Raw genomic sequence first — 13,492 nt, 5'->3', positions numbered from 1 at the left:
ATGTTGACTGCATGGAACAGAAACCCTGCCCCGTCCCGATACGTTACGACCTGCCGACAATCGTTTTCCACTGGAGTTGCGCAGCCATTATCGTGCTGCAGTTCGCAACCGCCAATGTGTGGGGCCTGTTCCGCAACCCGCTGCATCATCAACTGGTGGTCACACATCTGACGTTTGGCATAATCCTTGGTCTGCTCATGCCTGCGCGCCTGTTGTGGCGCATACGGTGGGGGCGCCATATCCGCGCTGCGGATCGCTGGCCTGATGCCGTTCTGGCCCGCAGTGTGGAATATGGCCTGTACGGGCTGGTCCTGCTGGAAATCCTTTTGGGATATCTGTGGCGGTGGGGCAACGGACAGCCCATGAGTTTCCTTGCCATCCAGATCGCCCCACCCTTTGACAGGTTTCCCGCATCGACGGTCGACCGCCTGCACTGGCTGCATCAATGGAATGGCTGGCTGATTATCATACTGGCCACGGGTCATGCACTGGCCGCGTGTTTTCATCATTTCATTCTCCGGGACAATGTTTTCCAGAGAATGCTGGTAAAAGGTACTGTATCTGATGAATATGGAAAGTAGAACAGCGCCACGCCCCACGGAAGTGCATGCGACATCGCGGCTGGGCTGGCTGCGGGCGGCTGTTCTGGGTGCGAATGACGGGATCCTGTCAACGTCCAGCCTGATCATTGGTGTCGCCAGCGCCCATGCTACACAGGGCAGCATCCTGCTGGCCGGAATTTCCAGCCTGGTTGCCGGGGCCATGTCCATGGCTGCCGGGGAATACGTGTCCGTCAGTTCCCAGGCGGATTCAGAGAAGGCCGATCTTGCCCGTGAAAAAAAGGAACTTGGCAGCAGTTGGGATGCCGAAGTGAGCGAACTGGCCAGCATATACCGCCAGCGTGGCCTGGATGACATCCTGGCCCGCAAGGTGGCCATCCAGCTTATGCAGCATGACGCGCTGGGCGCCCATGCCCGCGATGAACTTGGCATTTCCGAAGCGACCGCGGCACGTCCGGTACAGGCGGCCCTTGCATCGGCTGGCGCGTTCTCGTCCGGTGCCATATTGCCCGTGCTGGCGGCCCTGCTGTCACCAGCAGGCGTAGTGTCATGGACTGTATCCGCCGTATCCCTGCTCGGCCTGGCCATACTGGGTGTGGTGGGGGCACGTGCCGGGGGCGCTGACCCGTTGCGTCCGGCAATACGGGTCATATTCTGGGGCATCATGGCAATGGCCGTGACGGCGGCCATCGGGCGGATATTCGGGGTGCAGACATGACCTATTAAATATTTTTATATGTCATATTAATAAAAATATATCATTTATGTAATTATTGTAAGCATTACACCAAAGACGTTCATCTAATTATTATGCATGCGACTTGTCTTTTTGTGTGCCATGACAAAAAGAGACGGCATACCCCCCTGATGCGCGAGACAAACCGGAATATCGTTTATGGAACAGGCTTCAGACTTGATGGCGGCGGCTATTACTTCGTCTGCATGAATGCCCCTGACGCATCTGCAACATGCATCATGGACAACGATCTTCCGGGAAATCACGGGGTCTGGTCCGCCTTGATGCACGCCGCACGCATGGTGGCACCGGACCTGGCCTGAGCATGATGAAGGCCATCGTGCGGCGTTACGCCGGCAGCATCGCTTTATACGATCACGGCCCCGGCCTGAAATGCATCATTGAACGTCCCATGGAACATCCCTGAACGCGCTCCCCGGCACGGCGCGAACACCATGGACCCGTCGGAAAGCGGGACACCACACGCAGGCATCATCATGAACCCGCGCCGGATGTCATGAGATTGCGCGCGTCAGATGACGCTGTTGCCAGCGCTGTCCCGGTCTGTAACAAGATCACGTATGCTTATGCCATCAAGAACCGCCATGAATGCATCTGCGGCCTTTGCCGTCACGTGGCGCAGCCGGCAGACATCAGCCAGAATACACCGGTTGCTGGCATGAAATTCACAATCAGCCGGAAACTCCCTTTCGGTTTCCATGGCCCGGATAACGTCACCGACATTGATGCTGGCCGCCGGCATGGCCAGACGGATGCCGCCGGTGCGCCCCCGTGTTCCCGTCACCATTCCGCAATGGCACAGGTGATGGACGACCTTCACGAGATGATTGTGAGAGATACCATGCAACCCGGAAATGTCCCTTACGGTCACACGTATGTCAGGATGGCCTGCCAGATGGATCAGCACGCGGAAAGCGTAATCGGTACGCAGGGAAAAACGCATCAGCGCCGCCGCAGTCTGGCAGGAGCTGCTGCATGTGCCGTAGCGGCACAATTCGGAATCACGCTATTCGGGGGAGCCGGCTCTCCACGATACTGCTGAACAGGCACGTGGCGCGCATGGGCGGGATTTGCCCGGCATGTTTTTTCCCATCGCCACAGGATCATCATGCGACCTCAGGCGCGGGAAAGGTGACGCACACGCCAAATCCCCGCTCCGACCCGGCCAAGGGGGAACGCAGGCGCACGATGACATCCATCTGTGCTGCGATGTTGCTGGCAATGGCCAGCCCAAGGCCGCTGCCGCGTGTTGCGCTGCTACCGCGCACGAACGGACTGGTCAGGCGCGCCAGCACGCCGGGCGGCAGCGCGGGGCAGTCATTGGTAATGTCAATGCCGCCATCGGGCAGGATGACCACCCGCACGGGTACGCTGTCGCCGCCATGCAGCAGGGCGTTTTCAAGCAGGTTGCGCAGCATGATGCCTGTCGCATCCATGTCGCCATGGACGAATATGTGGTGAATCCCGTCTGGCGCGATGACAATGCCCTGCCCGTCACACGGATTATGCCCAAGATCATCGACAAGGACATGCACTACGGTCATCAGGTCGAAACGGTCGCGCCGGAAAGCGACGCCGGACGAGGCGCGGGAAAACTGCAGCAGTTTTTCCACCGTGCGGCCCAGCCTGCGGGTCCGGTCGGCAATGAGCTCCACCCGCCGGCCCGTATCCGAAGCCGCCGGCATCAGTCGGCCCAGCATCTGTACCTGCGCCAGAAGGGCTCCAAGCGGGTTACGCAGTTCATGCGCAGCGCTTGCGGCAAAGGCGCGCTCGGTAGAGAGCGCTGCCTCCAACCGCGCCAACAGCGTATTGATCGAGCGCTGGATGGAGACTAGTTCGTCAGGGAGATCAAGGGGGGGAATGGGCTGAAGGTTGCCGCTGCCACGTGCGCGCATCTCGTCATGCAGCAGGTCCAGCGGGCGCAGGGCGCGCCGCACGATCAGGCGTACCAGCCACCAGATCACCGGCATGAAAAGCAGCATGGGCACGACAGACATCAGCATCGCGCGCCGGACGGCCTCACGCCGGTGGAAAGTGGGTTCCCCCACAAGGACACGGTATCTCTCCGCCACGGGCGCCGCGACATAAACGCGAAAATGCGGAACATCGGCAAACCCGGTCCGCCACGCGCGCACGAATGCATCCTGCGGGGCATTCTGGGAACGCAGCACGACATGCCCGGTTACATCCACGATCTGATAGGCCAGGGTGCGTGGCCCGACCTCCGGCAGCCAGGCGATGGATGATGCCGCCCCCGGATCATGCAGTCGTGTCTCCACCGCCGTCTGCAGGCGCTCGGAAACTTCCTGAAGCGAGTTGTCCAGCCGTTCCGTTACCTCGTAGCGGGTAAATCCGCCTACCGCGACACTGAGGATCAGCAGCCCCATTATAACGACCATGAGTACACTGCTGATGATCCGGGTGGACAGGCTCCAGCTTTTCATGAGCCATCCCTTGTATCCAGGCAGTAGCCACGGCCGCGTATGGTCCGGATGACCGTATTGCCGACCTTGCGCCGCAGGCGGCTGATGAAAACCTCGACGGTATTGCTGTCCACGTCCCGGTCCAGCGCATACAGCGCGGTGTCAATCTGCTGGCGCGAATAGATCCGGCCCGGACTGCGCGACAGCAGTTCCATGATGCTCCATTCCCGCGCGGTCAGGTCCAGCAGTTCGTCATTACGCGATACGGACCGGCTTTCCCGGTCTATCGTAATATCCCCCACGCGGCACCGCGCCTGCCTGCGCGGCGATGCATACCGGCGGGCCACCGCGGCAATCCGGGCCACGAGTTCATTCAGGTCATAGGGCTTGACGACATAATCATCCGCCCCTTCGGACAGCCCCGCGATACGGTCACTGATCTGGTCCTCTGCCGTGGTGATGAGGATGGCGATGTCAGATGATGTCCGGCGGACATCACGCAGCAGGTCGCGCCCGCTGCCATCCGGCAGGCCAAGGTCGAGCAGCATGAAATCATACTTTACGGTGGCCATGGCCGCGCGCGCGTCTTCCAGTGTGGTGAACCAGTCCACCGCATGCCCGTCCAGCCGCACGCGTTCCTGCACTGCCGCCCCAAGGTCATGTTCATCTTCCACGATAAGGATACGCATCAGTCCTGAACCTTCTCTCGCATGACCCGGGCATAAAGCGATGGCAGCACCAGAAGTGTGAGCAATGTGGACGTAACCAGCCCGCCAATCACCACGCTGGCCAGCGGGCGCTCGACTTCCGCGCCGGCACTTTCGGAAAACGCCATGGGGAAAAAGCCAAGGCTTGCCACAAGCGCCGTAGCCATGACGGGACGGAAACGGGATTCCGCCGCCGCGAACGCCGCCTGCGCCACGGCCATGCCCCGTGCCCGCAGGGCTGCGATTTCACTGACCAGCACCACGCCGTTCAGGATCGCCACCCCGAACAGCGCGATGAAGCCGATGCCTGCCGAAATGCTGAACGGCAGGCCGCGCAGTGTCAGCGCCACGATGCCGCCGGTTGCCGCCACCGGCAGGTTGACGAACACCAGCAGCGCAGGCCGCACCGCACCAAAGGCCACCACCAGCAGCGCAAAGATCAGGCCAAGGGCGATGGGCAGCACGATTTCCAGCCGCAGTACCGCCGATTGCAGGTTACGGAACTGCCCGTCCCACTGCATGGTATAGCCTGCGGGCAGTTTGACATCCCGCGCCACGCGGGCCCGTGCTTCGGCCACATAGGAAGACAGATCGCGCCCGCGCACATTGGCCTGCACCACCATGCGCCGGCGCACGCCGTCGCGGCTTATGCGCGGCGGGCCATCGACTTCATGCACATGCGCAACCTGCGACAGCATGACGCTGCCCTGCCCGTCCATGCGCCGGACCTGCAGCGCGCCAATGGCTGTGGCGGACCGGGCGGCACGCGGGTCCAGACGCACCTGCGTGCTGATGATGGCGTTATCCACGATCACCGGCCTTGTGCCGATATGCCCGCCCACGGCTTCCACCGTATCCAGAATGTCCTGCACCGCCACATTGCGGCTGGCGGCCTGCGTGCGGTCGATGTCGGCCACGATCAGCGGCACGGTGCCATCCCCCGCAGCCGCCACGTCCGCCGCCCCCTTCACGCCCGACATTGCCGCCACCACCCGGTCGCCCAGATCGGCCAGCGTGGTCAGGTCATTACCGAAGATCGAGACGGCAATCTGGGTGCGCACGCCGGACAGCAGGTCGTCCATGCGCATCTGCACCGGCTGGCTCCATGAATACAGCGCATCGGGCAGTTCGCGCCGCAGGGTATCGTCCATCGCGGCCACAAGCCCCGCCTGCGTACGGGCGGTCTTCCATGTGGAGGGCGGGTTGAGGAAGATGAAGCTGTCGGTCTCGTTCACGCCCATCGGGTCGGTGGGAATGGCCGACGTGCCCGTGTTGCTGACCACAGAGCGCACTTCGGGAAAGCGGCGCAGGATCTGCTCCTGTTTTGTTACCGACGCCAGCACCGTACCGAGCGAGGCCGAGGGCAGGCGCGTGGTGGTGACGGCCAGTGCGCCTTCGTCAAGCTGGGGTATGAATTCACCCCCCAGTCGTGCGGCAAGGACGGCAGAGATGGCCAGCACCGCCAGCGTGCCGCCAAACAGGATGCGCGGATGCGTCTCCCCCCATGTCACCATATGGGTATAGGGGCGACGCATGAAGGCGATCAGCCGCGTATCACCCGCAGGCCGCACGCCCCCCAGTGCCAGGGCCGCCAGAACCGGCACGCAGATGAAGCAGTAGGCCAGTGACGCCAGCAGCGCCATGATGACCGTCTGCGCCATGGGGCGGAACATGTGCCCCTCGATCCCCTGCAGGGTCAGGATGGGAAGGTAGACCATGATGATGACCAGTATGGCGAAGCCTACCGGGCGCATGACCTGCTGCACGGACGAGACGACCAGCGGCATGAATTCCGCCTCCGGCTCTTCCTCGCGCCGGGAGAGCACATGCTCGATCACCACCAGCGACCCATCGACGATCATGCCGAAATCGATTGCGCCAAGGCTGAGCAGGTTGGCCGAGATGCCGAACTGCCGCATCCCCGCCATGGCGCAGACCAGCGCCACCGGAATGACCGATGCGATCACCAGCGCCGCCTGCCAGCTGCCGATCACCACCACCAGCACGCCCACCACCAGCACCGCCCCCATGACCAGATTGTCGCGCACGGTGGCGATGGTCTGCCCGGTCAGGGTGGCACGGGTGTAATAGGGTTCGATCGTGACCCCCGTGGGCAGCGCCTGCCTGATACCCGGCAGGGCGCGGTTGATCGCGGCCAGCGTGGCGTTGGAACTGGCCCCGCTTTCCATCATCACCACGCCGATCACGATCTCGCCCTGCCCGTCTCGCGTGACCGCCCCCAGACGCGTGCGTGCGCCCGTGCTGACACGGCCAAGGTCACGCAGCCGCACGGCGGACCCATCGGGGTTGGTCCGCACGGCAATATTGCCAAAATCCGCAAGGCTGCCCACCAGTCCGCGCCCGACCACGCTCTGCTGTTCGGCATGGTGGGTGATCCATCCACCGCCAGACGCACCATTGCCGGCATCGACCGCGCGATAGACCTCACCCACGCACAGGTTGCTGCCAATCAGCCGTGCGGGGTCCAGTGTCACCTCATAGGTTTCCTCCGCCCCGCCATTGACGTTGACATCCACCACGCCGGGCACGAGGCGCATCTGCGGCACCACGGTCCAGTTCATGATGCGGTTGAGATCCATGAGCGAACGCCCCGCGCCCCGGATCTGGAACTGCATGATCTCGCCCATGCCGGTGGCCAGCGGCCCCATGCTGACGGTAATGCCGGGCACCGAGATACTGGCGCGCGCCTGCTGGATACGTTCATTGACGCGCGTGCGGTCAAGGTTGATGTCGGTTTCATCGGCAAACTGCACATACACCACCGACACCCCGCCACGGGAGACGGAACGCAGGTCGGTCATGCCGGGAATGCCGGTCATGCTGGCCTCGACAGGAAAGGTGATGAGCTTCTCCACCTCCTCCGTCGCAAGGCCGGGGGCCACGACCGAGACCAGCACCTGTCTTGGAGAGATATCGGGCACGGCCTCCACCGGCAGGCCCAGTACCGCCATGATGCCCGCCGCCAGCAGCAGGCCAAGACCGCCCAGCACCAGCATGCGCGCGCGCAGCAGGGCCTCGAGATACCTGCGCGCCATCAGTCCGCATCCATCCCGGCAAGGCCGATGACCGAACGCAGGGCGAAGCTGCCGTGGCCCACAACCGGCTCACCCCCTTTCAGTCCGGAGCGGATGACCGCGCGCGTCCCGTCATCCAGCGCCACATCGGCCACGACGGGCCGGTAATCGCTCTCGCTTGCCCGTACGAACACGATGCTACGCCCGTCAATGCGCTGGATGGCTTCGGACGGCACGACAATGCCCGCCACGCTGTCACGCTGCGCCAGTGTCGCATCCAGCACCATGCCGGGCACCAGCAGGCCCGTCGGGTTGGAAACGCTGCTTATGACCCGGACCAGCCCGGTCAGCGGGCTGGCCATGCTGTCCACCGTGTCAATGCGCGATACCAGCGGGCCACCAGCCAACCGTGTCACCTGCTGGCCACCCGGTGCGATCCGTACCGCCTGATCGGGCGCGATGTCCGATACGATCCAGACACGGGACAGGTCGGCCACGGTGGCCACGTCCATGGTCGGGTCCACGTCGCCCGCCACCGATGTACCGATCGCCTGCACCATGCCATCGACCGGGGAAATCAGGGTGGAGGTTTCATCCTCCGCGCCCTGGCTATCCTGTTCCGATGATGAATTGAACTCCTCGGCAAAGCGGTGGCCCAGCGTGTCCATGTCCGCCTGTCGCGCGCGCAGGGTAGCATCCGCCTGCGCCAGCGCATCCTGCCTGCGGTGCAGTTCGGCCATGGATATGCTCTCGCCCGCCAGTGCCTTTGCCCGCTGCACCGCACCGGCCGCATCGGTCCGGGCCGCCATGGCAGCCGTAAGTGCCGCGCGCATCTGGGCCGCCTGCAGGCGCGCGACGTGCAGGGAATGGTCCTGATAGCGCAGCAGGGCCTGCCCCCGCGCGACATGCGTGCCCGGCTGGACCAGAACCGCCAGCACCTTGCCGCTACCGGCGGGATGGATGTGCACGACCCGCGTCGTATCGGGCATGACCCGGCTCATGACCGCCAGCACCGGCGCAACGGTGCCGGGAATGGCCGTGACCACACTGATGCCTTCATTGGCGACCGCCGCCGCATCCAGCTTCACGACCGGGGGCAGCGTACTTTCCTCCGCCCGGGCCGGAAGGCAGCCGGAGCCCAGAAGCAACAGCGCAAGGGCAAGGCGCTTCATGGCACGGTGCCCGTTGCGATCAGCATGCGGATGCTGGCGACATGCCATTCCACATCGGCCCGCGCGCAGGCCAGCCGCGTACTGGCCGCCGCCTGCCGGGCGGCAAGCGCCATGTCCAGGCTGGCTTCCCCCAACCGCCAGGCGTGCTCCTGTGCCTCGGCGCGCCTGTCCATGTTTTCGGCTGCGGTGCGGGTGGCCTGCCGCGCCGTGGTGGCGGCAATCAGTCGCTCGCGCACGCGCATCATTTCCAGATGCACCATGCGTCGTGCCTGCGTTTCCTGGCTGGTGGCCGAAGCCAGCCGGTTGCGCGCTTCGGACATGATCGGGGTATTGCGGACCTCGCTGGGCAGGGGAATGCTGAAATTCAGGCCCACGCGGTCATCCCACGGGCTGCCGTACTGCTTTTCATGGATCGCATCGACACCGATTTCGGGATTGGGCATGAAGGAACGGCGGGCCAGCTTCATGTTGGCTTCGGCCGCTTCAACAGTGTGGTGCGCGGCCTGTATGCGGGGGTCGTTTTCTTCCATATCACGCACAGCGATGAAACGCGCATGCGTGACGTCCGCCCCACCGTAGCGGGCAATATCCGGAATGACGGGATGCCCCAGCAGCACCTCCAGCGCGGCGCGGGCATTCTCCGCCTCCTCCTGTGCCAGGGCCAGCTCGTTGCGGGCATTTTCCATCGCCGCCTGCGCCATCTGCCCATCGGTGGAGGCCAGTTCGCCACCATGCACGGCACGCGTGGCGCTGGTGGCCATGCGTGCTGTCGCATCGTACAGGACATGGGCCACATCCACCCGGCTGCGGGCAATCAGGGCGGCGGCACCAGCATCAAGCACCCGGATGGACAGCGCCATGTGTTCGACATTGAGCTGTTCATCAATCGACGCGGCTTCCGCGCTTGCCACCTGCTGCGTGGCGCTTCCCTGTCCCGGCAGCCATAGCGGCACGGATACCCCGCCCTGATATGTCGTATAGCCTTCGTTACTGCCCAGCATATGGTCATCCATGTATTCACCCGACAGGGTTGGACCGCCAGCAAACCATGACCCCGCAGCCCTGGCGCGGGCACGGGCGGAATTGTGGCCGACCTGCAGTTCGGTGCGGATGGGATCGATGGCCCACGCCATCCCGACCGCTTCATGGAATGACGGGCCAGGCCGGGGAACCTGGGCACGGGCGAAAGTCCCCCATGCCAGGACGCAGGCCACGGAGGCCGACAGCACGGGACGCATGGCATGGTTCATGCTTCAGGCCATCATGGAATGACGGGACCGCCATGGCTGATCCGTTCGGCCAGATCGCCCCATAGCCGTGCCATCATGAGGTTGATGTCCGACGTGACCGAAAAGGGAGACTGGGAACGCGCCAGGGGGGAGAAGGGCATGCGCTCCCCGATAACAAAATGTCCCTTCGAGAACAGCCGGGCGGAAATCGCCCCCTGCTGCCCCTGCCCTATGGGTCGCGTGACGGTAATGTGCAGATGGGGTGATGGATCGGCAATCAGGCTGAACGCATGCAGTTCCACCTCACCCGACGGGCAGGCCACGCCCTGCAGCACCGCATCACGCAGTACGGAATGGGGATATCCGCCATACATGCCGTACACATGCAGGCGGATGCCCTGCCGGATTGTCATGCATATGCCTTCTGTCCCGCTGTCTGCCCAGGCGGTCGACACCATCAGAAAGAAAATACAGGCTGTATACAGACTGTCCCGCAACATCCTTTGCATTATACGCGTCTGTTCCCCGTCATACACAAAATTTCCGACATCACGACGATGACTTGCCATTGATAACAGAGAAACCTGACGCGAACCTGAACATTCCATCTGCAAAGGGAATTTATATTATGAAAATGATTATCATTTTCGGAATTTGAGTGTATTTCCAGAGGAATATTTAATTGCTTACTTTAATTCGGCCCATATTATAAAATTTTATTTTTGATTACTTGTAAATTTATTTATTTAAAAATAATTTATTTTTATTTTATATTTTTTATGCGCGCATGTAAAAATTACTTTATTAATTCCAAATATTGCGAGGTTTATTTATAAATATTCCAGACGGTCTTGCGCCGGTCCTCCGGGCATTTTAAACGCGTATCCGGAGACCGACCGCACAATGCAGCATACGAAAGATTTCAAACACACGGTCCATCCGGGCTGCGCTGAGCAGCAGGCTGTCACGCACGTTTATTGTAGCCGACCCGAATATTGGCAGATCCACTCCGGGTAAGTTGACAGCGGGTATCGTCCGACCGGGCTGACAGCAGGGCATCGGCAGCCGCCAGCCTGTCCGGCTTCCGGGTATCCGGGTATCCGGGTATCCGGGTATCCGGTATAATACCGCATGATTCATGACTGAACGTATTCCGGACGCAATGTAATCCGGGAACCTTCCACCTGTGAGCGCAGAAAGATCGGCCGCAGGAATGGATGAAACCTGCGTCGGCCGAAAGATCAAGAAGATAAGGCATGCTGTCCCCGCAGGCAGGACGCAAGACCCTGTCGTAACGACCCACAGGGCGACATGCCGGAAAAAGCATGATACGGACAACATGGCGGTAGCGCATGGTGCCACGCCAGAACCACAGGCATGAAACCAGACCCGATGCACGACACCTTCTGGCATACCAGGTGGCAGCGTAATGAAATTGGCTTTCACGAATTACAGCCCAATGCACTGCTTGTCCGCCATTTCCCCGCACTCTGCCTGCCACGGGGCGCGCGGGTGTTTGTGCCGCTCTGCGGGAAAAGCCTCGATATCCACTGGCTGCTGGCACAGGGTTGCCAGGTCGTGGGGTGTGAACTCAGCCCCATCGCCGTAGAACAGCTTTTTGCCGAACTGGACCTGAAGCCTCACGTCGTGACAGAGGGCAGGATGCAGCGCCATGAGGCTGGCGGGCTGTGTGTATTCGTGGGCGACATATTCGACCTGCACCCGAGCGAAACGGGCAGCGTCGATGCCGTATACGACCGCGCCGCAATGATCGCGCTGCCTGCACCGGTGCGGGCCGCCTATGCCGCGCATCTGGCCGCCCTTACCCATGTAGCCCCGCAGTTGCTGGTCTGTGTGGAATATGACCAGTCCTGCCGGGCCGGGCCGCCCTTCAGTGTTGATGCGGCCGAGGTCAGGCAGCTTTACGGCAAGAGCTTCATCCCGGCCTGCGTTGAAAGGGTGGCGGTCCCGGGCGGGCTGAAGGGCACATGCCCGGCGACGGAAGCGGTATGGCTGCTGCGCCCGGCCTGACCGCCGCATGGTCGCGGGATCATGCCCCGCCACGCGTCGTCGTGGCGAAATCGTTTACCAGCGCCAGAAACGCATCGGGGGCCTGGGCATGCACCCAGTGTCCGGCATCCTTGATGACATCAAGCCGGTAATGGGGAAAAAGCCTGCGCATGACCGGAAAATTGTCGGGCTGGATATAGCGCGACTGCCCGCCTGCGATGAACAGTGTGGGACCATCATAATGCAGGCCCGGTGCGATGTCCGGCCAGCCGATGATGGCAGGCATGGAGGCCACGATCTCCTGAAGGCCGATATTCCAGCGCGGTCGTTCACCCAGATCGAGATTCATCAGCATGAGCTCACGCACCGGCCTGTCGGCAATGACCTGTCCCAGCCATGCATCCGCCCCGGCGCGGTCAAGATGACCGGGCAACGGCAGGGCCGCGAGGTCCCGCGCCAGTTGCCGGGACTGGGCAAACCCGCCCTCCCCCGGCGCAATATCGGCCACAACCAGGGACTGGACGGCCGCCGGGTAGAGCAGCGCCAGCATCATTGCGGTTTTCCCCCCCATGGAATGGCCGATGACCATGGCAGGAAGGGCAGAATGCGCCACAAGGGTTTCATGCACATCCATGGCAAGTGTCGGGTAATCCATCATGCCATGCGGGCTTTTGCCATGGTTGCGCAGGTCCAGCGCAAGGGTGCGCCGGGTCACGGCCATGCGGCGCTGGAAAAAGCCGAAATTACGCGCCCGCCCGAAAAGGCCATGCAGGAAGACAACAGGCGGCTGCGACAGGTCGCCATTTTCCGGGCCAAGTTCGATCGTATTAAGCAGCATGGGCTGAAATGCTCCGTTTTCCTACCATAGATGGCCGACCTTACGGTGTCCGGGCAGGCGGCGCCTTTCATATATCCGTGGGCATGAAACATCAGGCATGGCGGGCGGGACATGAAGCGCCGCCTATGCGGCCCTTCCATGGATCAGACAGGCAGGTCACGATTGGCGGCAATCGTTTCCATCGCCATGTAGGATGTCACGGTATCCAGCTCCACCCGGCTGATCAGCCCCCGATAGACATCATCGAACGCCGCCATGTCCTGTGTAATGATCTTGAGCATGTAATCGTAATCCCCTGCCACGCGATAGAAATCGATGACATTCGGTATGGCTGTCACCACCTGATGAAACTGCTCCAGCCATTCGCGTGAATGGTGGCGCGTACGGATCATGACAAACACCGTCAGCCCCAGCCCGAGGCTGGCGGGATCCAGCCGCAGTGTATGGCTGCCCAGCAGGCCATTTTCACGCAGGATATTGAGCCGACGCCAGCAGGCATTCTGTGACAGCCCCACCCTGTCCGCCAGTTCGCGCTGCGACAGGCCGGCGTTCTTTTGCAGGGCGCGCAATATGGAGCGATCAATATTATCCATTTTATGAGCCATGCCGGATCATATAACCACATGAAATACCCGGAAAGCCAAAAAACTTACAAGGCCCATATGTTTCGCTGTCACCATTCCGGAAGTCTGTCCTTGCGGCATCCTGTCAGGTTTACGGATGGTTCCGGTGCGGGCGCTCGTGAAAATATGGCAGCACCC

The 13,492-nt window shown here is 61.9% G+C and carries 13 protein-coding genes; 4 read left to right on the top strand and 9 right to left on the bottom strand.

Annotated elements, in window-relative coordinates:
* Nucleotides 1-11 precede the first annotated feature (11 nt).
* The 3 genes from LDL32_RS00830 (at nucleotide 12) to LDL32_RS00820 (ending at nucleotide 1,619) form a co-directional block, all read left to right on the top strand.
* Complete coding sequence (locus tag LDL32_RS00830; RefSeq protein WP_233063846.1) at nucleotides 12-581, top strand: cytochrome b; 570 nt, start codon at nucleotides 12-14, stop codon at nucleotides 579-581.
* Nucleotides 571-1,278, top strand: a complete 708-nt coding sequence (locus tag LDL32_RS00825) for a VIT family protein (protein ID WP_233063844.1) — start codon at nucleotides 571-573, stop codon at nucleotides 1,276-1,278. Before LDL32_RS00830 ends, LDL32_RS00825 begins: the two co-directional genes overlap by 11 nt.
* Nucleotides 1,279-1,427: 149 nt before the next feature.
* Nucleotides 1,428-1,619 (top strand): hypothetical protein, encoded by a 192-nt coding sequence (locus LDL32_RS00820; protein ID WP_233063842.1) that lies wholly within the window; start codon nucleotides 1,428-1,430, stop codon nucleotides 1,617-1,619.
* 209 nt (nucleotides 1,620-1,828) lie between these two features.
* Here the strand turns inward: LDL32_RS00820 and LDL32_RS00815 are convergent, their stop codons facing one another.
* From LDL32_RS00815 to LDL32_RS00785, 7 genes are all read right to left on the bottom strand, one after another.
* The gene (locus LDL32_RS00815; RefSeq protein WP_233063840.1) at nucleotides 1,829-2,260 is read right to left on the bottom strand and encodes an Rrf2 family transcriptional regulator; all 432 of its coding nucleotides are present in this window, start codon (nucleotides 2,258-2,260) and stop codon (nucleotides 1,829-1,831) included.
* 163 nt (nucleotides 2,261-2,423) lie between these two features.
* Nucleotides 2,424-3,761 carry a HAMP domain-containing sensor histidine kinase gene (locus LDL32_RS00810; RefSeq protein ID WP_233063827.1) on the bottom strand — a complete coding sequence of 446 codons (1,338 nt, stop codon included), beginning with the start codon at nucleotides 3,759-3,761 and terminating at the stop codon, nucleotides 2,424-2,426.
* Nucleotides 3,758-4,429, bottom strand: a complete 672-nt coding sequence (locus LDL32_RS00805) for a response regulator transcription factor (RefSeq protein ID WP_233063824.1) — start codon at nucleotides 4,427-4,429, stop codon at nucleotides 3,758-3,760. Before LDL32_RS00805 ends, LDL32_RS00810 begins: the two co-directional genes overlap by 4 nt.
* Nucleotides 4,429-7,503, bottom strand: a complete 3,075-nt coding sequence (locus LDL32_RS00800; protein ID WP_233063822.1) for an efflux RND transporter permease subunit — start codon at nucleotides 7,501-7,503, stop codon at nucleotides 4,429-4,431. Before LDL32_RS00800 ends, LDL32_RS00805 begins: the two co-directional genes overlap by 1 nt.
* Nucleotides 7,503-8,654, bottom strand: coding sequence for an efflux RND transporter periplasmic adaptor subunit (locus LDL32_RS00795; protein WP_233063818.1), 1,152 nt, complete (start codon nucleotides 8,652-8,654; stop codon nucleotides 7,503-7,505). Before LDL32_RS00795 ends, LDL32_RS00800 begins: the two co-directional genes overlap by 1 nt.
* On the bottom strand, nucleotides 8,651-9,904 hold the full coding sequence (locus LDL32_RS00790; protein ID WP_233063811.1) for a TolC family protein: 1,254 nt from the start codon (nucleotides 9,902-9,904) through the stop codon (nucleotides 8,651-8,653). Before LDL32_RS00790 ends, LDL32_RS00795 begins: the two co-directional genes overlap by 4 nt.
* An 11-nt stretch (nucleotides 9,905-9,915) precedes the next feature.
* On the bottom strand, nucleotides 9,916-10,392 hold the full coding sequence (locus LDL32_RS00785; RefSeq protein ID WP_370636612.1) for a hypothetical protein: 477 nt from the start codon (nucleotides 10,390-10,392) through the stop codon (nucleotides 9,916-9,918).
* 883 nt (nucleotides 10,393-11,275) lie between these two features.
* Here LDL32_RS00785 and tmpT point away from each other — a divergent pair.
* Nucleotides 11,276-11,914, top strand: coding sequence for a thiopurine S-methyltransferase (gene tmpT / locus LDL32_RS00780; protein WP_233068615.1), 639 nt, complete (start codon nucleotides 11,276-11,278; stop codon nucleotides 11,912-11,914).
* 19 nt (nucleotides 11,915-11,933) lie between these two features.
* Here the strand turns inward: tmpT and LDL32_RS00775 are convergent, their stop codons facing one another.
* Together LDL32_RS00775 and LDL32_RS00770 are read right to left on the bottom strand one after the other, a co-directional pair.
* On the bottom strand, nucleotides 11,934-12,731 hold the full coding sequence (locus LDL32_RS00775; RefSeq protein ID WP_233063807.1) for an alpha/beta fold hydrolase: 798 nt from the start codon (nucleotides 12,729-12,731) through the stop codon (nucleotides 11,934-11,936).
* Between the two features lie 143 nt (nucleotides 12,732-12,874).
* Nucleotides 12,875-13,336: an Lrp/AsnC family transcriptional regulator gene (locus tag LDL32_RS00770; RefSeq protein ID WP_233063804.1), complete on the bottom strand. Its 462-nt coding sequence runs from the start codon at nucleotides 13,334-13,336 to the stop codon at nucleotides 12,875-12,877.
* Nucleotides 13,337-13,492: the final 156 nt, after the last annotated feature.

Origin of the sequence: Komagataeibacter sp. FNDCF1, assembly GCF_021295335.1 — a bacterium.
Lineage (GTDB): Bacteria > Pseudomonadota > Alphaproteobacteria > Acetobacterales > Acetobacteraceae > Komagataeibacter.
The sequence above is the reverse complement of the archived record's forward strand: the minus strand, read 5'-3'. Positions and strand labels throughout refer to the sequence as shown.

What these genes read in the sequence shown, in the direction of transcription:
- LDL32_RS00795 (WP_233063818.1), bottom strand. Translation starts at nt 8,654, where the DNA reads ATGAAGCGCCTTGCCCTTGCGCTGTTGCTTCTGGGCTCCGGCTGCCTT.
- LDL32_RS00790 (WP_233063811.1), bottom strand. Translation starts at nt 9,904, where the DNA reads ATGAACCATGCCATGCGTCCCGTGCTGTCGGCCTCCGTGGCCTGCGTC.
- LDL32_RS00815 (WP_233063840.1), bottom strand. Translation starts at nt 2,260, where the DNA reads ATGCGTTTTTCCCTGCGTACCGATTACGCTTTCCGCGTGCTGATCCAT.
- LDL32_RS00785 (WP_370636612.1), bottom strand. Translation starts at nt 10,392, where the DNA reads ATGCAAAGGATGTTGCGGGACAGTCTGTATACAGCCTGTATTTTCTTT.
- LDL32_RS00820 (WP_233063842.1), top strand. Translation starts at nt 1,428, where the DNA reads ATGCGCGAGACAAACCGGAATATCGTTTATGGAACAGGCTTCAGACTT.
- LDL32_RS00810 (WP_233063827.1), bottom strand. Translation starts at nt 3,761, where the DNA reads ATGAAAAGCTGGAGCCTGTCCACCCGGATCATCAGCAGTGTACTCATG.
- LDL32_RS00805 (WP_233063824.1), bottom strand. Translation starts at nt 4,429, where the DNA reads ATGCGTATCCTTATCGTGGAAGATGAACATGACCTTGGGGCGGCAGTG.
- LDL32_RS00770 (WP_233063804.1), bottom strand. Translation starts at nt 13,336, where the DNA reads ATGGCTCATAAAATGGATAATATTGATCGCTCCATATTGCGCGCCCTG.
- LDL32_RS00775 (WP_233063807.1), bottom strand. Translation starts at nt 12,731, where the DNA reads ATGCTGCTTAATACGATCGAACTTGGCCCGGAAAATGGCGACCTGTCG.
- tmpT (WP_233068615.1), top strand. Translation starts at nt 11,276, where the DNA reads ATGCACGACACCTTCTGGCATACCAGGTGGCAGCGTAATGAAATTGGC.
- LDL32_RS00800 (WP_233063822.1), bottom strand. Translation starts at nt 7,503, where the DNA reads ATGGCGCGCAGGTATCTCGAGGCCCTGCTGCGCGCGCGCATGCTGGTG.
- LDL32_RS00830 (WP_233063846.1), top strand. Translation starts at nt 12, where the DNA reads ATGGAACAGAAACCCTGCCCCGTCCCGATACGTTACGACCTGCCGACA.
- LDL32_RS00825 (WP_233063844.1), top strand. Translation starts at nt 571, where the DNA reads ATGGAAAGTAGAACAGCGCCACGCCCCACGGAAGTGCATGCGACATCG.